The 20,395-nt window shown below is 58.5% G+C and carries 17 protein-coding genes; 6 read left to right on the forward strand and 11 right to left on the reverse strand.

Annotated elements, in window-relative coordinates:
• Positions 1–95: 95 nt before the first annotated feature.
• The 6 genes from ACIQT2_RS21065 to ACIQT2_RS21090 form a co-directional block, all read right to left on the reverse strand.
• Positions 96–1,226 carry an ABC transporter ATP-binding protein gene (locus tag ACIQT2_RS21065; protein WP_402950440.1) on the reverse strand — a complete coding sequence of 377 codons (1,131 nt, stop codon included), beginning with the start codon at positions 1,224–1,226 and terminating at the stop codon, positions 96–98.
• On the reverse strand, positions 1,219–2,991 hold the full coding sequence (locus ACIQT2_RS21070; RefSeq protein ID WP_402950442.1) for an ABC transporter permease: 1,773 nt from the start codon (positions 2,989–2,991) through the stop codon (positions 1,219–1,221). Before ACIQT2_RS21070 ends, ACIQT2_RS21065 begins: the two co-directional genes overlap by 8 nt.
• Positions 2,992–3,021: 30 nt before the next feature.
• Positions 3,022–4,197, reverse strand: a complete 1,176-nt coding sequence (locus tag ACIQT2_RS21075; protein WP_402950445.1) for an ABC transporter substrate-binding protein — start codon at positions 4,195–4,197, stop codon at positions 3,022–3,024.
• A gap of 264 nt (positions 4,198–4,461) precedes the next feature.
• A complete protein-coding gene (locus ACIQT2_RS21080; RefSeq protein WP_402950448.1) occupies positions 4,462–5,244 on the reverse strand; it encodes a FadR/GntR family transcriptional regulator in 783 nt (260 codons plus the stop codon).
• Complete coding sequence (gene rraA / locus ACIQT2_RS21085) at positions 5,234–5,710, reverse strand: ribonuclease E activity regulator RraA (protein WP_402950451.1); 477 nt, start codon at positions 5,708–5,710, stop codon at positions 5,234–5,236. The genes ACIQT2_RS21080 and rraA overlap by 11 nt, the downstream gene beginning before the upstream one ends.
• 352 nt (positions 5,711–6,062) lie before the next feature.
• Entirely contained in the window at positions 6,063–7,043 is a 981-nt protein-coding gene (locus ACIQT2_RS21090; protein ID WP_402950454.1) for an AraC family transcriptional regulator, read from the reverse strand.
• Positions 7,044–7,587: 544 nt separating this feature from the next.
• On the opposite strand from ACIQT2_RS21090, the gene ACIQT2_RS21095 reads away from it, so the two are divergent.
• From ACIQT2_RS21095 to ACIQT2_RS21110, 4 genes are all read left to right on the forward strand, one after another.
• The gene (locus tag ACIQT2_RS21095) at positions 7,588–8,748 is read left to right on the forward strand and encodes a nitrilase-related carbon-nitrogen hydrolase (protein ID WP_402950457.1); all 1,161 of its coding nucleotides are present in this window, start codon (positions 7,588–7,590) and stop codon (positions 8,746–8,748) included.
• A 124-nt stretch (positions 8,749–8,872) separates the two neighbouring features.
• Positions 8,873–9,652, forward strand: a complete 780-nt coding sequence (locus ACIQT2_RS21100) for an SDR family NAD(P)-dependent oxidoreductase (RefSeq protein WP_402950460.1) — start codon at positions 8,873–8,875, stop codon at positions 9,650–9,652.
• Positions 9,653–9,864: 212 nt separating this feature from the next.
• Complete coding sequence (locus tag ACIQT2_RS21105) at positions 9,865–10,626, forward strand: SDR family NAD(P)-dependent oxidoreductase (RefSeq protein WP_402950463.1); 762 nt, start codon at positions 9,865–9,867, stop codon at positions 10,624–10,626.
• A 335-nt stretch (positions 10,627–10,961) separates the two neighbouring features.
• On the forward strand, positions 10,962–12,422 hold the full coding sequence (locus tag ACIQT2_RS21110) for an APC family permease (protein WP_402950466.1): 1,461 nt from the start codon (positions 10,962–10,964) through the stop codon (positions 12,420–12,422).
• A 424-nt stretch (positions 12,423–12,846) separates the two neighbouring features.
• Here ACIQT2_RS21110 and ACIQT2_RS21115 read toward each other — a convergent pair whose 3' ends face one another.
• From ACIQT2_RS21115 to ACIQT2_RS21130, 4 genes are all read right to left on the reverse strand, one after another.
• Entirely contained in the window at positions 12,847–13,458 is a 612-nt protein-coding gene (locus tag ACIQT2_RS21115; protein WP_402950564.1) for a DDE-type integrase/transposase/recombinase, read from the reverse strand.
• Positions 13,459–14,937: 1,479 nt separating this feature from the next.
• Complete coding sequence (locus ACIQT2_RS21120; RefSeq protein ID WP_402950469.1) at positions 14,938–16,383, reverse strand: APC family permease; 1,446 nt, start codon at positions 16,381–16,383, stop codon at positions 14,938–14,940.
• A gap of 89 nt (positions 16,384–16,472) precedes the next feature.
• Complete coding sequence (locus tag ACIQT2_RS21125; RefSeq protein ID WP_402950472.1) at positions 16,473–17,324, reverse strand: LuxR C-terminal-related transcriptional regulator; 852 nt, start codon at positions 17,322–17,324, stop codon at positions 16,473–16,475.
• A 1,342-nt stretch (positions 17,325–18,666) separates the two neighbouring features.
• The gene (locus ACIQT2_RS21130; RefSeq protein WP_402950475.1) at positions 18,667–18,804 is read right to left on the reverse strand and encodes a hypothetical protein; all 138 of its coding nucleotides are present in this window, start codon (positions 18,802–18,804) and stop codon (positions 18,667–18,669) included.
• Positions 18,805–19,036: 232 nt separating this feature from the next.
• Between ACIQT2_RS21130 and ACIQT2_RS21135 the strand changes: the two genes are divergently transcribed.
• Positions 19,037–19,243: a ribbon-helix-helix protein, CopG family gene (locus ACIQT2_RS21135; RefSeq protein ID WP_402950478.1), complete on the forward strand. Its 207-nt coding sequence runs from the start codon at positions 19,037–19,039 to the stop codon at positions 19,241–19,243.
• Positions 19,240–19,608 carry a type II toxin-antitoxin system death-on-curing family toxin gene (locus ACIQT2_RS21140; protein WP_402950481.1) on the forward strand — a complete coding sequence of 123 codons (369 nt, stop codon included), beginning with the start codon at positions 19,240–19,242 and terminating at the stop codon, positions 19,606–19,608. Before ACIQT2_RS21135 ends, ACIQT2_RS21140 begins: the two co-directional genes overlap by 4 nt.
• Before the next feature lie 179 nt (positions 19,609–19,787).
• Here the strand turns inward: ACIQT2_RS21140 and ACIQT2_RS21145 are convergent, their stop codons facing one another.
• Positions 19,788–20,249 (reverse strand): GyrI-like domain-containing protein, encoded by a 462-nt coding sequence (locus ACIQT2_RS21145; RefSeq protein WP_402950484.1) that lies wholly within the window; start codon positions 20,247–20,249, stop codon positions 19,788–19,790.
• Between the last annotated feature and the right edge of the window lie 146 nt (positions 20,250–20,395).

The following is a 20,395-nucleotide window of genomic DNA, read 5'->3' on the forward strand; positions in this document are numbered from 1 at the left end:
CATCACCGTTCAGAACTGCCAGTCGGTACTGCTTGGATGTAGTCACGGGGGTGTTTCCTTTTCTCTATAACCAGGTCTCTTTGACGGACCAGGAACTAGTTGATGACTGCCATTAGTTCGGCGGCATCGGCTGACACGACGTTCGCCCGCGGGTACAGCCGGAGGGCTTCGATCGGGACGAGAAGTGTGAGGTCTCCATGGAAGGAGTTGTTCTTTGAGTCCACCGCCAGGGTGCGGGTTCCGTAGCGAAGCTCGTACTCGTAGCGGGACCCGACGTAGGAGGCGGTGAGGATTTCGACTGGTAGACCCACATGACCGGACGGGACTGATTCGGTCACAGGTGCCAGGGTTGCCTTTTCTGGCCGGAAGGCGACCGTGACGGCGTCACCCTCGCGGATCTCACCGGACAGCACGGCGGTGACCGTCTCGCCTGTGTCTTCCAGCCGGACCATGGCCCTGTCACCGATGGTCGAGGTGACGGTACCGTCGAGGAAGTTGGAGCGGCCGATGAAGGCAGCTACTTCGGCCGTTGCCGGGCGTTCGTAGATTTCCTCGGGCGGGGCGACCTGGAGCATGTGGCCGTTGGACATGACAGCGATGCGGTCGCTCATGGCCAGGGCTTCTTCCTGGTCGTGGGTGACGTAGACAGTGGTGATGCCCAGCTCGGACTGCAGTCGCTTGAGCCACACGCGGGCTTGTTCACGGAGCTTGGCATCCAGGTTGGACAATGGTTCGTCCAGAAGCAGGACCTTCGGTGAATAGACCAGGGCGCGAGCGAGAGCCACACGCTGTTGCTGGCCCCCGGAGAGCTGGTGCGGGTAGCGCTTGGACAGATGCGCCAAACCGACTTTGTCCAGGGCATCGTGGATGAGGGTCTTCTGCGTGGCCTTGGGTACTTTGCGGATGTTCAGCGGCATGGCCAGGTTGTCTTCCAGGCTCATGTGCGGCCACAGGGCGTAGGACTGGAAGACCATGCCCAGGTTGCGTTCTTCCGGCGGGACGAACTTGTTGGAGGAATCATCGACCAAGACCGTCTCGCCGACGGCGATGGAACCGGAGGTTGGCTGTTCCAGACCGGCCAGGCAGGACAGGGTGGTGGACTTGCCGCAGCCGGAGGGACCCAGAAGGGTGAAGAACTCCCCGTCCTTGATGGTGAAGTTCACCTCGTGGAGGACGGTGATGCCTCCGAAGTCTTTGCGGAGATTCTTGACAACGACGTCAGGCATCTTTCTTTCCTTTCGTGAGCAGGCCGGCGATGCCGACAAAGGCTGCGGTGATTGCGATCTGGATGGTTGCCAAAGCGGCCACCGATCCGGTGTTGCCCTGGACCCAGAGCTCGAGCATGGTGGTGCCGATGATGTTCGTGTCGGCGGAACCGAGGAAAATCGCCGGTGAGTATTCCTTCATCATGACCACGAAGGTAAGGACCATCGCGGCGACGAAGGCCGGAGTAAGGAGTTTGGCCAGGATCCGCAGGAACATGCGCATCCAGTCCGCTCCGTTGACGCGGGCCGCGTTGTCCAGTTCCTCACCGATCTGCATAACGGCGGGGGAAATGGAACCGAAGGCGCTGGGCAGGGCACGGAGGCCGAAACCGATGATGATCGCCCAGATAGTGCCTTGGACGAAGGACCCCAGGTTGAAGGGCAGGAAGGAGAAGGCCCAGAACAGGCCGATGCCGATGATCAGGCCCGGCATGGCTTGCGGAGCGAGGGCGAGGTACTCGATCAGTTTCCGGAAGCGGAATGTTGACCGTTTGGCCACGACCACGGCGACCACGGCCAGGACACTGACGAGCACTGCTCCGACACCGGCGACGATGAGGCTGTTCCTGATGGATGCGACGTAGACAGGGAATTCAAAGATGCGCTGGTAGTTTCCCAGGGTGAGCGAGGTGAGAGGGTTCTGCAGGGGGGTGAAGACCCTGGTGAAGGAACGCATGACCAGGCCCAGGAGCGGGACGAGTGCGCCGATGACCACGTAGATGGAGATGAAGGCCACTGAGACCCACTTGATCCAGCCCAGATCGAGCAGCCGTGGCCGGGTGGCTTTGCCCCTGACGGAGACGAAGCGCTTGGCGTCCTTGAGCAGTTTCGCCTGGACAGCGACGAGCAGGATCGTGACGAGCAGGATGATGACCGAGGCTGCGCCGAGGATGCCGTAGTCAGGGTCAATGGACTGCAGGCCGTTTTTGTAGAGGAAGGTCGCGAAGACCGTGATGCCGACCGGCTGCCCGTACAGCAGAGGGATGGACAGCGTCTCGATGGACATGCTGAACACCAGTACCGAGCTGTACACCATCGGCGGGCGCAGCATCGGGATGATCACCGACCAGAGGATTCGGAACGGTCCGGCACCCACAGTTTGCGCAGCACCCTCAAGGGACGCATCGGAATTGCGCAGGGCATTGGCGCAGAAAACATAGGCGATGGGGGCCAACGCCACGGCTTCGGTGATGGCCATGCCCGGGATGGTGTAGAGATCCCAGGGCAGGAACCCCAGGACACGTTTGACCTGGACACTGGCGAAACCGGCCGGGCCGTACATCGTGATCCAGCCAAAGCCCAGGATCAGGGAGGAGATGAAGAAGGGCCACTGCATTGCGGTGCCGAAGAACTTGCGGCCTGGAATGTTGGTCCGGACCACCACGATGGCCATGGGGACCGCGATCAACAGGGTCAGGACCGTGGTCAGGACAGCGAAGACCAAGGTGTTGATCGCTACCTGTCCAAAGCCGCCCTCGGTGAACAGCCTGGCAAAGTTGTCCAAGGTGAACAGACCGCCCTCCTCGTACAGAGGACGGTCCATCACCGATTGGTAGAGGGTCGGCACTACGGGTGCAAGGACAAGGAGCGCGAGAATGACGATCGTCGCCCAGTAAAGCAACTGGCTTCGGTCTGCACCGAGAATCCTGCGGTACTTCGGTGCTGCGAATTCCGTTCGTGCCGGGGTGTCGGCCTGGACGGAAGAGAAGTCAGGAAGTGTTTTCATGGTTTTGGTTCCGGATCCTTGCACCACAGGCTACTTCAGCAGGCTCTGCCAGCGGTCGGTGAATGCCTTCACCTTGTCCGCGGGAACCGACTCGTATGGTGCCAGGATGACGTTCTCTTCGCCGACCTTGGATACGACGTCCTGGTAGGTGAGTGCGAACTGGACGGACTTCACGCCATCACGGTACGACGACAGGCCGCCTTCGAGTACGGCCTGCTGGCCTTCCTGGGAGATGACGAAGTCCTGGAAGAGCTTGGCCGTAGCCGGGTGCGGTGCTGCGGCGGAGATACCGAGGCCACGAGGGATCACGACGGTGCCGTCCTTCGGTAGAGCGATGTCGAAGAGGCCGTTGCTGTTCTTCACCACCGGGAAGGCGGGGGCGGCGGTGACCAGGACGCCGGCCTTGTATTCGCCCGCGAGAACCTTCTCGGAGAGGGTGCCGGAGGATGTCTCAGGGCGTGAAGCCGACAGGATCGTGGTGAGAGAGTCCCAGGTCTTCGGCTTGGCTTCCGTCAAGTTGTAGAACATGGTGAAGCCGAAGGCGCCTGTCGTGTCGCGCACGCCAATCATGTTGGTGAAGTCAGAGGGCTTGGCCTTGATCTGGGCCGCCAGTCCCTCCAGGCTCTCAGGCTTTTCGGTCAGCAGGGACGTGTTGTAGGCGATGGTTTGCGGATCGGCGGACATGGCAACGACGCCGGGCAGCAGGGACGCGAATTTGGGAAGCTTGGCCAATTCAGGGGAGGTGTAATTGGCGAGCATCCCATCACGTGCGGCGAAATCGGCCCAGGCGCCGGCAGCGTTGGAGACGAACACATCCGCTGCGGAGGCGTTAGTGGCCTTTTCGCTCAGTGCCTTTTGGAAGACTTCATCGCTGTCGAGGTTGTTGGCAGAGATCTTGGTGACAAAGGGGTACTTCTTCTTGAAGTCCCGCAGGATCGGGTCCCAGTTTTCCTGGTCCGTATTAGAGTAGATGGTCAGCTCGCCGCCTTCCTTCTCCGCGGCCGCGACCAGGTCCTTGTAGTCGGACGGATAGTAATCCGGGTACTGCCCGACGGCGATCGAGTTCTCGGGTGCCGGCGTCTGCGCCGACTCTGATCCTCCCCCACATGCGGTCAAGCCCAGCACTGCAGCAATTGCTGCTGCACCTGCGGTCATAACCGCCCGGCGACGGGGCCCGGTTGGCAGGGCCGTCTTGAATTCAGTCATTGCTTCTCTCCCTTGAGGCTGCACGGCTGGTAGTGAGTGATGTCCCGTGGCTAAGTGGTCAACCAGTGAGGCTGCTCACATAATCATGGGGCTAAGTGGTCGGCCAGTCAACCACTTGAGTGAAGAATTTTTCCCCGCTAGATACTGACCCATCAAGCATGCGCTTAAGTGGTCGGCCAGTCAACCACTTGTCTATAAAGTTTGCCAGTCACGAAAGAAGAGCAGGGACGATTCGTTCCCTGCCCTTCTGAGTGATTTGGTTGGCTATTCGGCTGATTTAAGCGTGGCCATAAGTCGGCCGCTCGCTGCGTCCATGTGTTCGGCCATGGAGCCGGAAGCCTTCTCGGCGTCACCGGCCAGTATGGCCTCATAGACAGGGGTGTGCTCGCCGTGGGATCCATCGAATGAGGACTCAGCATCCATGACTCGATGTATCCACACGCGAAGAAGCGCTGCGATGTTCCTGAGCATGTTCGCCAGGACCGTATTGCCAGAGGCATCGGCTACAGCGAGGTGGAAGTCGACGTCCGCGGTGACGAACTCCTCGGTGGTTTTCGCAACTCCCATAGCATCGAGTGCCTTCTTGATGCGCTTCAGGTCCGCGTCCGTGCGGCGCGTAGCAGCAAGTCCGGCGGTAACGCGCTCGATGTGCTGCCGGGCTTCCACCAGGTCAGAAGTGCGGCGCTCACCGAGCATCAAGCCCCATTCAATGACCCTGGGCAGAAGCTCGGAGTTAGCGTTCCGGAGGAATGTCCCGCCTCCGTGACGGAATTCAACGAGACCGAGCAGGCCCAAGGATTTAATGCCCTCGCGGACCACCGAGCGCCCGACGCCGAAAGACTCACTAAGCTGCCGTTCGGACGGAAGCTTCTCCCCCGGAGCGACCTGCCCGGAAAAGATGTAGTCCAGAAGCGCCTTGGCAACTTCCGAGGATGCCGGCTCCGCGTGGACGACACTCACGGGCTTAAGTCCCGTCACCGATGGCGCAGCCCTCTTGCGGCGGGTCTGGCGCGGTGCAGGTTCGGCGATGGCAGGGTCAGCGCTCAACGAGTACTCCGTCCGGGTCGCAGTAAACCATGGATCCCGGTCGAACGGTGACGCCGGCCAAGGTCAGGACTACATCCGCTTCCCCTTCGCCGGTCTTGGTGCTCTTTCTCGGATTGCTCCCCAGCGCCTTCACCCCCAGCGGCAAGCCTGAGATAGCCTCGCGGTCACGGATTGCTCCGTTAATGACTACGCCCGACCAACCATTCGTGACCGCGATCTCTGCAATCATGTCACCCATCAGGGCCCGGTTGACCGATCCTCCGCCGTCCACGACGAGCACTGCACCATTGCCTGGACCGGACACGACGGACTTCAGCAGCGCGTTATCTTCAAAGCACCGCACAGTCCTGGCCGGTCCACAGAAATGCGTCTTCGCGCCGAGGGATTGAAACTGAATAGCAATGGATTGGATGTCCTCTCCGCGCTCGTCATAGAGATCTGCAGTGTTGATCGATTCCGTGGTCATGATGTCCCTTCAAGTCTTACCCACATGCTACCCGCCCAAAGCTAACTGGTCGACCACATTCTTGTCTCAGTGTGAACGGGCTGCGAGCGGTCACTGACACCTTCAAAACTTTGCAATCCCAGTTTTGCTGACCAGGCTTGGCCGGTCGCCCCACAGGCGGAGTGGGTTCGGAAGCGTCTATCTACCATGGGAGGCTGTGGTTCCTGATCGCGACTATGTCACCCACTTGCTTGTACGACCAAACCCCCGCCACGCCTCCAGAGAGTCCAAAGGCTAGCAGCAAAACCATGGTCAAGTCGTCTGCAGGAACGGTCACACTGAGCACGTCGGGCCGTTTCTCGCGCCCATAACTTCAACGTCGCAAAGTCTCCGATGGCAGCTCACCAAACGCCTGGAAGTAGGCGGATGAAAAACGACTCAGGTGCGTAAAGCCAACCTTGATGGCGATGGAAGTGACATTATCGGAGTTGGCGTCAGCCGTAAGCAGGAGTTCCCGCGCTCGGGTGAGCCGCGATCTCCGAAGGAGGTTTGACGGCGTCTCTCCGAGCTCGGAGCGCACGACAGCTTGCAAGGTCCGCATGGAGACACCAAGCGACTCGGCAATGTCTGAGATGGCTAGTTCTTCGGCACCATGGCGTTCAAGCAGATCATTGAAATTCCGCGCCATGCGACCGCGTTCAACCGCACCTCCGGTAGGAGCAGCGGGTTCAAGGGGCCCGACAGTGGCCATGAGAAGTCTGGAGAGCATCGTTTCAGCGAGGAGCCGATGGAGGTGCTCGGGTACCCTTGCTGGCTCCCCAGCCATTTCGCCCTGAAGCTCGATTACTGACCTAACGAATGCTCGTCCCTGAACGCTTTTCAGATCCATCGAGAGCCCGAGCGCAAGATCGGGTCTATCTGGCCCGAATAGGCAGTCAGCGGCATGTTCCATGGCTAGTCGCTGGACATAAACGATGAGATGTGGAGTACCCCGCCCCCATGTCATGGTGAACGGCTCCTCCAGCGGGGGGATAGCCGCTACGGAATTCCGGGATTCAACCATGGACGAATTTACCTGCAGACGAGCCCGTCCTTCCAGCGGGATCTGCACTAGATAAAAGTCATTCTGGGCTTCAGAAACGATGTCGACGTCGGCCCCATAGTCCAAGAACTGGATGCCCACGCTGCCCCTATGCACCGAGCGCAACTTCATATCGATCAAGGCTCCACGCGCGTGCGGCCTGAGCTTGTGTTCACCAAACAGATCGCGGATCTTTTTTTCGGCGTGGCTAACGTCCGACGTTGTAACAGTCGGCTGGCCCCTGAGTACATCGCCTGCAAGAATCTTGCTCACTCGCAACCTCTTCTTCTGGGTTCTCCTATTCGCAGCCAACCGAGCAGCGGCCAGGTGCCGCCTCGCCTCTTCCCCCGCCCTGCCCGCGCAGTACAAGTATGACTCATGTCACACGAACATGGCGACCAGAATCTCTGGCTACGTGCGGCAGCAGACCTCCCAATCGGCAGAACGCCGAGGCCTTGCGCCAGTCGCAGAGAGCACCTTTCGCCCAGAGGATAGGCCCATCGCATTTCGGATAGTGGCCCACTGAGGCACCACAGTACGTTCGTTACATTCCAATTTGGACTTGGTGATGAGAGCTTCAGCGAGGCCGTGATCTTTAGCCCGATTCCAGGAAGTACTGGCTCCCTGAAATCGGTCGAACTCACCACACTTGCCGCGTACGCCGTTCGCCAGGTTCATCTCATTTGGCAAGGAAAAGACAACATCGTGAGGAGAGTTTGATATGTCTGCGAATCCTGAGGACTTGAGGTCGTCCTACAGGCACGTTAAAGCCGGTCGTCTGAACGCTTCCGTGGCGCCCGACTCCCACAATCCGCCCGTGGCTCCGTACATGGCGGTCGGCCTTTCTACCGTGGTGCATGCAATTAGCGAGCGAAAACAAATTGAACGCAATTTGGCAATCATCGAAGATGCCGTACATGCTGCCGTTTCGATTGTCGGCGTTAATATGCCAGTCAAGTTTGTTGCATTGGCCGAGGGATCACTGACCGGCTTTACAGATGAGGTTTTCGATATTCCCCACGTCACGGCAGCGCGGGAGCTATTCATCGACATCCCAGGCCCTGAAACAGAGCGAATTTCCTCACTTGCACGTCAATACAAGACATACATTGCGGTACAGTGCAAAGCGCGCTGGACAGAAGTGATGCCCGACCGCTTTTTCAACAATATGATCGTGATCTCACCGGACGGCGAGATCGTGCATCGCGCGGCCAAGAACCACATTTGGAGTCGCGAGCGTTCTTGTACGCCACACGACATCTATGACCGGTGGGTCGAGTTGTTTGGCAGCGGTATCGAGGCCTTTTATCCAGTCCTGCGCACTAAGGACATCGGCAACATCGGCACCATCTGTTGCAGTGATGGTGAATACCCCGAGGCGGTCCGAGCGCTGGCACTAAATGGGGCAGAGGTGGTGTACCGCCCCAGCGAGGCAGTCCCAATGACACAGACTGGCGCGGATGCCGGCGGCACCTGGTTACTCCAAAATCGGGCTCACGGGCACTTTAACCATTTGTACATGATCTGTCCGAACGTAGGCCCTGTTTACGCCCACCCTGGTATGGAGCATCCATTCGACATAGGCGGCGGCAATTCTCACATTATTGATTATCAGGGAAATGTGGTTGCGCGGACGTCTTCCGGCAATAACACGCTTGTCGCCGGAATTGTTGACGTGGAGGCATTGCGTCAATTCCGTGCAATGAACTTGAATTCGAATTGGATGAAGGATTTGCGTACTGAAATTTTCCACGAAATGTATGAGAAGCCCATTCATCCGGCAAATCTTTGGCTCGATCAAGACCCACTGCTGCATGAGGAGGTTGATGAAATCTACAGGGACAATATTCGTCGCCTCATCGCGCGTGGGGCCTTCACTTCCCCGTCCAACAAGTTTGAGGGAGCCCACTATATTCCTGCGAGCAGTGAGCCTGCGGCTACGGCGTGGACATCAACGCGGAAGCTCTGGGATGAGTGAGTCGATTGGGCTTGTAACAAGAAACATGAGGCTTGAACCGTAGCTTCTCAAAATTATTCGCATTAGCAGCAAAACTGTTCTCTCTATCTGACGGTACCCATATAATCATGCAAGGAACCTCCCTATGTCACACCTTCCACTCATTGGACATCCAGATCTTTCGGCCAAGGTCTGTCTCGTAACCGGCGCCGGCGCCGGCATTGGCGCCAGTGCAGCTCAATATCTGGCCGACTGCGGCGCGACCGTCATTTTGGCAGATCGTGACCTCGCCAGTTCGGTTGCGGTGGCAGAACGCATCGTCGATCGTGGTGGCGAGGCGTCAGCGATACTGCTCGATGTAACTGTCGACAGTGAAGTAGGTGACGCCGTCGAACGTATTGAACGGGAATACGGAGGACTCCATCTTGCCTTCAACAACGCTGGGGTCAATGGGCCGGCTCTCATGCTCCACGAACAGGACCCGAAGGAAGTTGACCGCATCTTTGGCGTCAACTTTTTTGGTGTTTACTATTCGATGCGGCATCAGATTCCTGCCATGCTACGCGCCGGTGGAGGCGCTATCGTAAACACCGCATCGGTAGGAGGCATCATCGGAGCTCAAGGAATCAGTTCCTACTGCGCCAGTAAGCATGCTGTCGTTGGACTGACGAAATCAGCCGCCGCTGACTACGGCCGTTTGGGTGTAAGGGTCAACGCGCTTGCCCCTGGATCCGTCCGGACGACTCTTCTCACCGATTGGTTGGATGACGAGAGCGCAGTCGAGAAGATGAACGAAGTGACGCCTCAGGGCCGCATTGCGGAGCCAGATGAAATGGCTGGCATTGTGGGATGGATGTTGTCGGACGCATCGAGCTTTATGACTGGCTCCGTTGTCACAGCAGACGGCGGCTTTACGGCGGTCTGATTCCGACGGTTGGACAAAACACCATGCAGGCCGCCCCTAGGACGACTTATGGAACAACGGGGAATCCCAGTGACCCGAGGAAACGGGCGGGCCGTAGAGCCAAAACGGGGTGTAGCCGCCGATTGCGCGGCTCCCCGTCCTTCCAGAAGCAAAGTACAGCGCACGTCTGGTGCGTCGAAATTAGTCTTCAAAGAAACGAAAGCGACAAATAAATGGATGACACGAAAATCTCTCGGCGGGTCGTCGTTACTGGCGGCGCATCGGGTATCGGTTTGGCCGTAGCGAAGGCCTACCTCGACAGCGGAGCCCAAGTAGGCGTCGTGGATCTGACTTCGACGGACGAGTTGAGTGTTTACGGCAACCGAGTGCATACTCGCATTGCCGACGTCAGCGTCGAAACAAAGATTGCTACGGCCATTGATGAACTCAGCCAGGCCATGGAAGGCGTCGATACGCTCGTAGCTTGTGCCGGCATTGACGGCGAGTTAGGGGCAAGCGTTGCTGAAGCGACAAGCGCTGGCTTCCGTCGCGTGCTGGAGGTAAATGTTCTCGGTGTTTTCCATACGGTGAAGCATGCTCTGCCACACCTGATTAAGGAGGAGCACGCCTCCGTAACGATCATCGGGTCTGATTCGGGATTCGTTTCAGCCCCAGGGATGTTGGCCTACGAGGCTTCCAAGGGTGCCCTGGTGCAGGTAACCAAGGCCTTGTCACTGGAACTCTACGTCCAACACGGCATCAGAGTGAATAGTGTGTGTCCGTCTATCGTCGACACGCCGATGGCGCGCAAGGGTCTCGGAGTCGAAAGCTTCGAGGGCGCACCGTACCCGGTCAATAGGCCAGAAGATGTTGCTCGAAGCGTGTTATTCCTCTCTTCTTTCCAGTCGCGGGGAATCAACGGGGTTAACCTACTTTCCGACTTCGGCTTCTCCGCGCGGTCATCCTTTGTCGCTTTGGAGGATTTGAGCCTCTAAACGGTGCAACACCCCCCGGAGGTCAGCAAGGTCAAGCTGAATCAAGAACACGGAGACGGCACGGCACATGCCGCTCCCGCCTCTCACGGAGCTAGACGCGCCCTCCACGTGACCTTCGCTCCCATTGCTTCCAACTTCGCCCATCGATCTAAGGAGCTCGCCAACAGTTCCTCCCATGCATACCCAGTCCCGTTTTGTGGCCGGGAAATAAACGACCACAATCTTCGAAACAGCTTTGATCGACAGCCCTCCAACGCATCGGCGCGTGGAAGGAGGGCCCCATAAAAGTACTCCCGCATCGGTTTTCAGACCGTGCATTTCGAAAGAGCCAACCCATGAATAAAGAAACCGACCGGCACCCGCTAAGTCTCGCTACGCAGGCCCCTGAAGGCAAGGCGACAGCAACCGGAACAAAACTGCAGCCGAACAAGCTGGGCGTCGTCGCAGTAGCCTTCTTCGCGATCGCAGCAGCAGCCCCGATGGCAGCTGTTGTTGGGGCAAGCCCCGTCCTGTTTTCCGCGAGCGGCCCGGCGGCACCAGTCATCTATACGGCCGCGGCGCTGCTTGTGGCACTCTTCTCAGTTGGATACCTCCGCATGAGCCGCCACATTACGAACGCCGGTGGCTTCGTTGCCTACATCGCCAAAGGACTCGGTAACAAGTGGGCCACCGGCGGTGCAGGAATTGCGATACTGACTTATCTCAGCCTCCAGGTTGGTCTCTGGTCTCAGTTCGGCGTCTTCGCCCAGCAGCTGTTTGAACGGATGACCGGTCTCGGCGTACCTGTCTACGTGTGGATCGTCGTCGTGCTGGCATTCACCACGGCACTAACGATGCGTGGCGTTGACGCGAGCCTGAAAGTCCTCGGCGTGCTGATACTCGGCGAAACACTCATCGTCGCGATCTTGATTATCTCCCTCGTCGCGCAGCAGGGATTGGGCGTCTTCACGTTTGGTGGATTTACGGCCACCAACCTCTTCGGTCCCGGTCTGGGCATCTCCGTGCTATTTGCCTTTGGTTGCTTTACCAGCTTCGAAGCAACGGTCGTCTTCGCCGAAGAAGCAAAGAACCCACACCGGACTATTCCCCGTGCCGCATACCTGGTCATTGCTTTCGTCGGCCTCTTTTACACAATCTCCACTTGGGCGATCAGCGGCGCAATCGGCATCAACAATATTCAGCAGGTCGCAACGGACAACCCGGCGACCATGATCTTTGATCTCGCAGAGTCCAGTACAGGCGCCTGGCTCAGCATCGCAATGCAGGTACTCGTCGTCACGAGCTTCATCGCCATGCTCCTGGGATTGTCGAACATGTTCTCTCGGTACCTGTTCGCACTAGGTCGGGCCGGCGCGTTACCGACCAAGTTGTCCTCCGTCTCCAGAAACGGTGCACCTTCGCTGGCAGGATTCGCCAACGCCGTCGTCGTGCTGGTCATCATCAGCGCATTCCTTCTCTCGGGCGCTGATCCCATAGCCACTGTATTCTCTTGGTTCGTTGCCCTCGGGACCGCAGGTTTCATTAGTATCCTCCTGTTGACCTCCGGTGCAATTGTTGTATTTTTCGCCAAGAACCGTATACGCGATAACCTCTGGGTTACCTTCATCGCGCCTTCACTCTCTTTCCTGGCTTTCATCCTCGTTGGATACTTGACACTGGACAATTACGACGCGCTCCTTGGCGGTTCCGGTGGCGTCGCTCGTTGGTTGCTTCTTGGGATACCTCTCCTGCTCGTGGCTGGGTTGGCAAGAGGAGCGAAAAAGCCCTCCATAAACTACGCCGCCCAAATCGTCTAACAACCTGATGACCGGTTCAAAGGCGATGAGGTGGGCAAGTTCAGGCCGTTGCACTTGCCACGCTATCCGATTCAACGACCTCGTAAGTTAGATTCGTCCTACCGTCGTCGCATCGGGGTGCATTGCTAGAGCACAGCTCAGCGGGCCCGGGACTGGTTGATACCTTCGGTGCTATCAACCAGTCCCTTCGCATTTGGGTTCAGCAATGGATTTCTACCCTGCAGACTCAGGACAGTGTCGGCCAGATCCGGTGAGCGGGACACTTGTTGCGACTTCGGAGCAGCAGCAACCACGATCCCGTCCGATCCAGCCTTGGCTATTCGACTTTGACGACTTTGCAGTCGGCCCTGCTTGCCTCTCCGCACGGGCCTGTCTAATTGCACTGCCGAGGGACGTTGGTTGGCCGGCTGACGGGTGGGTTGATCTAGAACGCCGTTCGGCGACTGTCGTTAGCGTGGTAACGAATCCGCAGCGAAGGGCCACTCGGCGCGTCGTTTCGTTGCCATAGAACTTCGCGCAAGCCCTGCTGTTCATTGAGAGCGCGGTGGAACCGTTCGACCTCGCCGTTGATTTGGGCCCTGCATGGGCGGGAGCGTTTATGGGTGATCTCCAGCTCCGCGCACGCGGCCTTCCAGACGTTCGAGACAAAGCCTGAGCCGTTGTCAGAGAGCAGGCGTTTGGTGGTGATGCCTTGCATTGCGCGGCGAAACACCGCCGCGCCGAGGAGTGCAGCGGCGGCGGTCACAGCTTTCTCGTCCTGGGTGGATCTCTGCGTACGCGACCAGGGAGTATCGTCCAGCACGGTGTGGACACACGTGTGCCGTTCTTGGGGTGTTTCTAGAACGGGGGTGGCCGCTGCAGGCCGTGCAAGTTCGGGGTTCTTCCGGCTTTCGACCCGGCCAAGGAAACGGTGTCCTCCGCTGTCGGGGATATTCCCGAACTTGGTGACATCGACATGAAGCATCCCCGCCGGCCGTGTGTTCGTGCACCCGACGGTAAGTAACTCAGAACAGAGGTAGCAAGGCTTGGAGTACAGCGTTGATTCGCCCCATCACGCATGCATGCCGGGTTCTTCAAGCAGTGCGTCCCTCGAGGCAAGCCAGTGAGTCTGCCCAAGACAATCAAGGAACTGTAGAGGGCGTCCAAGAGCTTGGTAGCAGCAATCAGGCACTTGAATTCACAGGCCTAGAACCGGTTGAGCAGGAATTTCCTCTTCTGTTGGCGATGTCACGAGCCACTGGAGTGTTTGGGGGCACGATGAGACACACAGCGTGGATTTGACGCTGCAGTCATATTTATCAGAGGCTCCTGTGCTCCCCAATCTCCGGGACCCCAGGGGACTGCCGCCCCTCAGATTCAGCAGCGTGGTAGGGGCCTTGGACCGTGCCCGCCCGGCAACCTCGGAGAGGGTCGGGGCTATCACGTCGATCGCGGAAGTGTTGAATCACGCGAATCCCGGAGCTACTACCTCCGCATTGAAGTTGCCGATGGCCTGGTCAATACTAAGTAGCGGTGGAAGATGCTTCCGGAGCCTGACACCGTGTCCGGCACCGGCGACCCAGGCCAAGAACTCATTTTGAGCCTGAGACCGTCTCTGTCGTTCTGGCTCTACATATGAATGCCTGGCATCGAGCATTCCGCCACCGGCGCAATTCAACAGGCTTCCCCACGGGATAAACCGTCGACGCCTGGACCCCGCAGCATCCACTTCGCGCCACCGACCAGCAAGCCCTGCGCCGCTTGAAAAGGTCTCTCAGGGAGAACACGATCGTCTGCGAGCCCTCCGCGACGGGAAACGTTTCTTTCTCAAGAATCCTTCGGCAAGTGAGCCGTCGAAGCCGGAATGCGCGTGGCCTGGTTGAGACTCAAGGACCGCGGCGCCCTGATCCGAGCCGTCCGGGAGGACGACAGCGTCACCTCAGCCGTCGCCCGAATACTCCCCGCTGGAGTCGTCTCGATCGAGGACGTCGGCCTGTTCCCGTGGCTACCAACGATGGCGAAGGACTCTAGAGGGTCATGGACGCATCCTACGAAAACGCTCCATCGCGCCCCCTCGAGCCTGCACCCCAACCACGCCTGCCACGATTCCCGCCTCATGCAAGCCCTCGCCGGGAATCGCCAACCCAACTGAACAAACACCAACCCCTAGGCCAACCCCAAAACCTCGAGTGATCAGATATGTTCACCGGGCCGTTATGCGGGGCAGCAGCGGACGCCTTGGTCAGTCACCCGTGGTGAGAACCAGTGGCCATCGAGAGAGCATCATCTGGTTTCCGGGTTCCTCCATTGGGGCGAAACCCCCCCCCGCAAGCGGCGGCGGTCATTTTCCGAGGCAGAAGACGGTCCCGAGTGGCCAGTCTCAGAAAAACGGGAAAGCTCGAAGCCGGTTTGGAAGCGCCTGGCATATAGCTGCCGCCAGGCCGGAGCCCGCTCCTGTGGGGTCCGCGAACACTGGGATGTACGACGGCGAATTGCGACTCCGTCCTGTACGTCCAGGCACAATGAACCAGTCCGGTTACTGGCGCCCGATTTTGGAGTAGATCGAAGGACGATACCGTCGAAAAACCAACGCGAGCACGACACCACATCCGATGAGGGCGAAAAACCCGAAAAGAACTACGTTGCCTAGTTCGGCGCTGTTACTGATAAGCGCGGTGAAGTTGACCGTACTGAGGTAGGCCACAGCAGCGAGTCCAAGAGTGGAAATTCCAGGTGCGATGAGGCGCTGCCAGATGTTGGTCTCCTCCGGGTGGCGCCATAGGTACACGAGTACGGCTACGCCTGTCACCAGCAGCAAAATTGCCAGCGTGTAGGCGTAAATGCCGAGGAGGATGGCATAAAGGGTCAAGGGGTCGGCCCCGACAAGGAAGATCGACGTCAGGCCTACGAAGGCAACAAGACTGACCACCAGCGAGGCCAAAGATGGGGAACCATGGCGAGGGTGCACCTTTGCCAGCAGACTTGGGAAGATGCCGTCACGACTGAGGTTGTAAACGTACCGCGAAGTGATGTTGTGAGCGGATAGAGCGCCGGCAAAAACACTTGTGTTCAGTAGGACTGTCACAATGTCCACAGAAACACGTCCGGCATATGACTCAAGGCTCGCCAAGAATGACCCACTCGGGTCCGCCGTGGCGGCGGCGACGACATTGGTCGATCCATAGCTCTGGATGTATGCCCACACCGTGATTGCGTATAGGACCGCAACGAACCCGACGGCAAGGAAAGTGGCTCTCGGGATTGTTCGATCTGGATCCCGTACTTCTTCCCGGAAAATGGCAGTCGCTTCGAAGCCCCCGAAGCAGTTCGTAGCATACATTAGACCTAGTCCGACTGATCCGGACAGAAACGCTTGTGCGCTGAATGGTTCGCCGCTAAGGCCCTCAGCTCCCCCGCGACCAGTCACAAAAATGTCAAATACAAGTACCATAATGACCTCGCCAACCAGCAGGACAGCGAGGATTTTAGCCGACATGTCGAGGCGAAGGTACCCGAAGACGCTTACCGCGATCTGCAACGCGACCATCCAAATCCACCAGGGGATGTCGGGGCCATGAAAGGTGTCCGTTACCAAGGAGTGCAGGGCGAGCCCGCCGAAGGCGTAATTGGCAATCAACATGAAATAATAGGAGATCAGCGCCGCGAAAGAGGAGCCAAGCCCGACCGGGCGACCTAGCCCGGCAGTAATAAAAGCGTAGAAGCCCCCCGGCCTGGACAGGCGTTTGGACATAGCCAAGAACCCGACCGAGAATAGCCCGAGAAGCGCGCCGATGATGAGGATCGAAACGGGAGCTCCCTCGCCGTTGCCAAAGGCAACAATTACTTGCAGGAAGGCCACTGAAACCGCAAGAGGGGCGTTATAAGCGAGGACGGTGAAAAAAAGATGGCCGGTTCCGAGATGCCCGCCAAGTTTGTCAACTGGAGCTGACGAATGTTGCGATGTGTTTGTACTGGCTGTCATGAGTGAACTCCTGGATACGGAACTTTCAGCTGAGCGTGATCTGATAAATTCAGCGCTCAAACGATCATCGGTTGCCGCATTAGGAGCGTCTATTCCTCAAACGAGTAATCTCTTGTATCAGCGCCCGTCTCCCAAGCTGGAACTTCGCTCGAGAGCAATCGAACGAGTTCTGTTCGCGAACGGGCCCCACTCTTGCGATACGCGTTCTTCAAATGTTGCTTGACCGTATGGAGACTGACGCACAAGACGTCTGCGATCTCCCTGTCCCGCAATCCGTCAGCCACGAGAGTCGCAACTGACAGCTCCCTCTCCGTGATCCGGGCGGCAAGCGCGGGTCGTGCGCTCCCCTTAGCCTTAGTGGGGCCGATATCCCGGGAGCGTGGCTCCGGCCCGAACACTGCCGCGCTTCGCAACTGTGCAAACGCAGCCGCCACGAGCAGAGCAAGCCCATCCGCAGCGACCCGATCGGCAGGGGACAACCCGTGGGCGGCAGATGTCCCGAAACTCAACGAACCAACTTGGCGTCCAGCTACGACCAATGGTGCATGCAACACCGAGGTGATGTCATGAATGGAATACAACTCTCGGTAGGCGGCCGAGTGGCGCCAGAGCCGACTTCCCATCAGATCCGTATCAGACACGGACTGACCGCGACGCAACATCTCAAGGTAAGCGGGGTCGAAGCTGGGGCCAGCCTCGGACCATCGAGAGAGAAAGGCCTTGCTCAGACCCCACCCGTCTCCGGGTATCAGGGTACCCGTAGTTGGATCAAGCAGGTCGTATCCGTAGTACGGCGCACGCACAAATTCACGTGAGTGAGTGGCATACCGATTCCACAGTTCTTGCTCACTCCGTGCGCCCAGAAGGCTTGACATCGCCCGAAAAATTCGAGGTCGTTCGCTTGATTGGTGGGGAGGAGAACTCGCCGGGATGGTTTGCATGGGTCGATCCAAATGCTTCCTTGCATCAAGACTATGATGTTGTGATTCAGCTCACGATCACGACTTCCATCATAGGTCATAGAGCCTCCATCCCCACACTTTCCCTTTCTCATTGCTGCTGCCTCTCCGGCTCAGGCTGACCCCACTGACGGCCAATCGGCACACCATCTACCGAGTCACCAAACCTAGGGACATTTCGGCATAAATCGCTATCTGTTGCGAGGCTTAGTTTTGCCAGATCGGCTCTTGTGAACGCCGACGTTCGACTCGTTTCCGCACCGACACATTGAGGTCAATTTCGTTGGGAAGCCACGCCGGTGAAATTGCATCCCTCCTACCTACAGTCGAGGAGAGTGTCCGACCAACTTGCAGCTCCCTGGTACGTAGCCGAGTCGGCGGGGCAATCGGCAAACAGCTGGCCGCGCCGCACGCTGGGGGTTGTGGGGGAGCCCAGATGCACTCGGCATGCGGTTAGTTGCTTCCTCAAGCACACCCCAACCTGACTTCGAATTCAGTGACGATTAGCGTCAGATGAGGACCCAATTTGGCGATCCCTCACAGCTCAGCCCCGAGGTCAGAGACTCTCGGCTGACACCAGTCGAGCATCCGAGTGCTACTTCATCGTCGCTCTCGTCGTATGTCCAGCCCAGATCCTGGCAGGGCATCACAACACGCCCCTAGCCCCGGATACGCGACTCCAGCAGTCGTCTCACACCTCTGGCTTGAACCCGCCCACTTAGGCCACCACGCAAGGCACATCCGGCCCACCATCTGGCTCAAGGTTGGCAGCCACGTTGCAATCTGGGCGAACGTGTAATGGAATTCGCCGGCCGCCCACCCGGCACTCATGCAGAACGCTGTATTGCCGCAACTTCTGGACAGCAGTCATGTCGTCTGGCCCTGCCGCCGACAATGAACGCCTGAAGGCCAAAAGTTAGCGAGGACGGGCGAGCCGTGAACAATGACAGAGCAGGTCTGGTGACGAAACTCTCAACGCCCGTTTGGCTGGCCAAACCCGACGATTTGGCAGTTCCTACTTAGGTAGCTGGCTCGGATCCGAAGAGATCTTCAAGAAATTTTCGCGGGAAGTCATGTCATTGGCACATGCACAGACCATGAAGTAGTGAGCGGCCAACAAGGGCCGACGTAAGACCTACGAAGGAGAACTGAATGACCCCACAACCCAGCCAGCGGAGCGCCCACACGCCAGGGCACTGATCCCGCTCCCCCACCCCAACTGAACAGGCCGCACCCGGCGGCCAGGCACCATCCGGGACGATGAGGCAGAGGGACGTGTCAACAATTGTCCACACACTAAAGCAAAAACCCCTCTGAAGAGGGGTTATGCCGTGCCCGAGGTGGGACTCGAACGCGATTCCTGGCCCTGCCATTGCTGGGGAGTTGCGGAAACCTGCGGAATCCGGGGCAGTCCGGCGGCTGTTCGGGCCAGTCCGAAGCGGAAGGTGTGGACATTGTCCACGCTCTCTTTTTTGCCCGTCGCCCAAGCCCGCTCGGCCGTCCCGGATGACGCACCAAACACCGCGGCGACCCCCGAACGGGGAGTTTGGCGGACTGGAACTTCGCAACCCATATACGGACAAGAAACCTTCATCGTTTCACCTCCTTTCGCCCATTCATGGACCACAGGAACCCTTTGCCACATGACTTTCCCCCGAAACCCCAAGGGGTACCGCTTTGGTACCATGTGTCTCATGGCTATGAATCTTCGTGTTCCCGAGGACCTCGATCGCCGTTTGGAGAAACTGGCTGCTGAGGAACACATATCAAAATCAGCACTACTGTTGCAGGGTGCTGAGCTGGTCCTCCAACGCCATGCGCGTCGCCGGGAAATCAGCGAGGGCCTCGATTTCGTCATGAGCCACGATGCTGAGCTGCTGACACGCCTTGAAGACGCGTGACCGCCTACCTGAACATAGAGGACGCCCTCCAAGTTGTTGACTGGTACGGCTTCCACATCCGCGACGTAGGCCTCCTCGCATCTGCATTGGCACGGCCTGCAACAACTGTCATGGGCACCGAAGCCTATCCGGAACTCCCCCTCAAAGCAGCCGCACTCTTGGAATCCGTCGCAAGGTTTCACCCACTCGTCGATGGCAACGAGCGCACCGCCTGGACGCTGATGGTGCTGCTGCTCTGGATCAACGGCTACAGACACAACTTCACGACTGATGAGGGCTTCGAGCTCGTCGTCGGAGTCGCCAAAGGCACCACCACACTCACGGACTCAGCTGCCGAAATAGCCCAACATCTGGTGCAACACTAGCCCCGCATGCCCGAACACACGGCACGGCCGATAAGACGCCAGCCTTGGCATTGGCGACTCCCGCCCCCGTGCCCCAGCCTTGCCATAAACCGGCTACCTTTGCAGCGCCGAAGATGACGCCGTGTCACTGGACCGAACAGCAGGGATACCCGCTCAATTCGAGACGCTCTTGACCATTCCTACTCAAGCAAGCACACGATCGTTGTCTCGGCTTGGGCTGGATCCGGCGTTGGATCGCCATAGATCTCCCAGGAATGACCGGCAGATTCACGACCATTCACCGCCATCCACTCCTCGATCAACGTGTACGCCTCGCTCAGTCGGTCGTACGGCCCGCGATGGACCCCGATAACAGCTTCACCGCTGGGTGTTTCTGTCGCGTATACCTCACCCGCCGTTTCAAAGGTACGCGTGACTTCCACGCCGAAGTCGCACGGAATACGCGCGCCCGGCTCGTTCGACTGGTGGTAAACGAAAACATTATGGCCGCCCGACCATAGACCAGGCTGGCTGCGGATGAAGGTCCAGACCTTGTTCACCGCTGGCCCCCATGCCGAGCCAACCTCCCCTGGCGCGACCGCGCGCCGGACCGCGGCCAACTTGCGGGGGAAAACAACCTGCACGTCGATGGAGACCGTCATGTCTGGAGTGTAGACCGAAGTGAACTGCCCGCGGCCACACCCCGCGTCGATGTCAGCCGGCAGGTCAGAAATGCCAGCGGCCTTACTCATGCAATTCGATGGGGAAAATATCGAGCAACGAACAGGAGCACACCGCCAAAAAGGCG

Origin of the sequence: Paenarthrobacter sp. NPDC090522, from assembly GCF_044769225.1 — a bacterium.
Taxonomy (GTDB): Bacteria; Actinomycetota; Actinomycetes; order Actinomycetales; family Micrococcaceae; genus Arthrobacter.

Bases quoted from the DNA above. Each gene is read 5' to 3' on its own strand.
- ACIQT2_RS21070 (WP_402950442.1), bottom strand. From the start codon at position 2,991: ATGAAAACACTTCCTGACTTCTCTTCCGTCCAGGCCGACACCCCGGCA.
- ACIQT2_RS21105 (WP_402950463.1), top strand. From the start codon at position 9,865: ATGGATGACACGAAAATCTCTCGGCGGGTCGTCGTTACTGGCGGCGCA.
- ACIQT2_RS21120 (WP_402950469.1), bottom strand. From the start codon at position 16,383: ATGACAGCCAGTACAAACACATCGCAACATTCGTCAGCTCCAGTTGAC.
- ACIQT2_RS21075 (WP_402950445.1), bottom strand. From the start codon at position 4,197: ATGACTGAATTCAAGACGGCCCTGCCAACCGGGCCCCGTCGCCGGGCG.
- ACIQT2_RS21135 (WP_402950478.1), top strand. From the start codon at position 19,037: ATGGCTATGAATCTTCGTGTTCCCGAGGACCTCGATCGCCGTTTGGAG.
- rraA (WP_402950451.1), bottom strand. From the start codon at position 5,710: ATGACCACGGAATCGATCAACACTGCAGATCTCTATGACGAGCGCGGA.
- ACIQT2_RS21145 (WP_402950484.1), bottom strand. From the start codon at position 20,249: ATGACGGTCTCCATCGACGTGCAGGTTGTTTTCCCCCGCAAGTTGGCC.
- ACIQT2_RS21125 (WP_402950472.1), bottom strand. From the start codon at position 17,324: ATGCAAACCATCCCGGCGAGTTCTCCTCCCCACCAATCAAGCGAACGA.
- ACIQT2_RS21110 (WP_402950466.1), top strand. From the start codon at position 10,962: ATGAATAAAGAAACCGACCGGCACCCGCTAAGTCTCGCTACGCAGGCC.
- ACIQT2_RS21100 (WP_402950460.1), top strand. From the start codon at position 8,873: ATGTCACACCTTCCACTCATTGGACATCCAGATCTTTCGGCCAAGGTC.
- ACIQT2_RS21065 (WP_402950440.1), bottom strand. From the start codon at position 1,226: ATGCCTGACGTCGTTGTCAAGAATCTCCGCAAAGACTTCGGAGGCATC.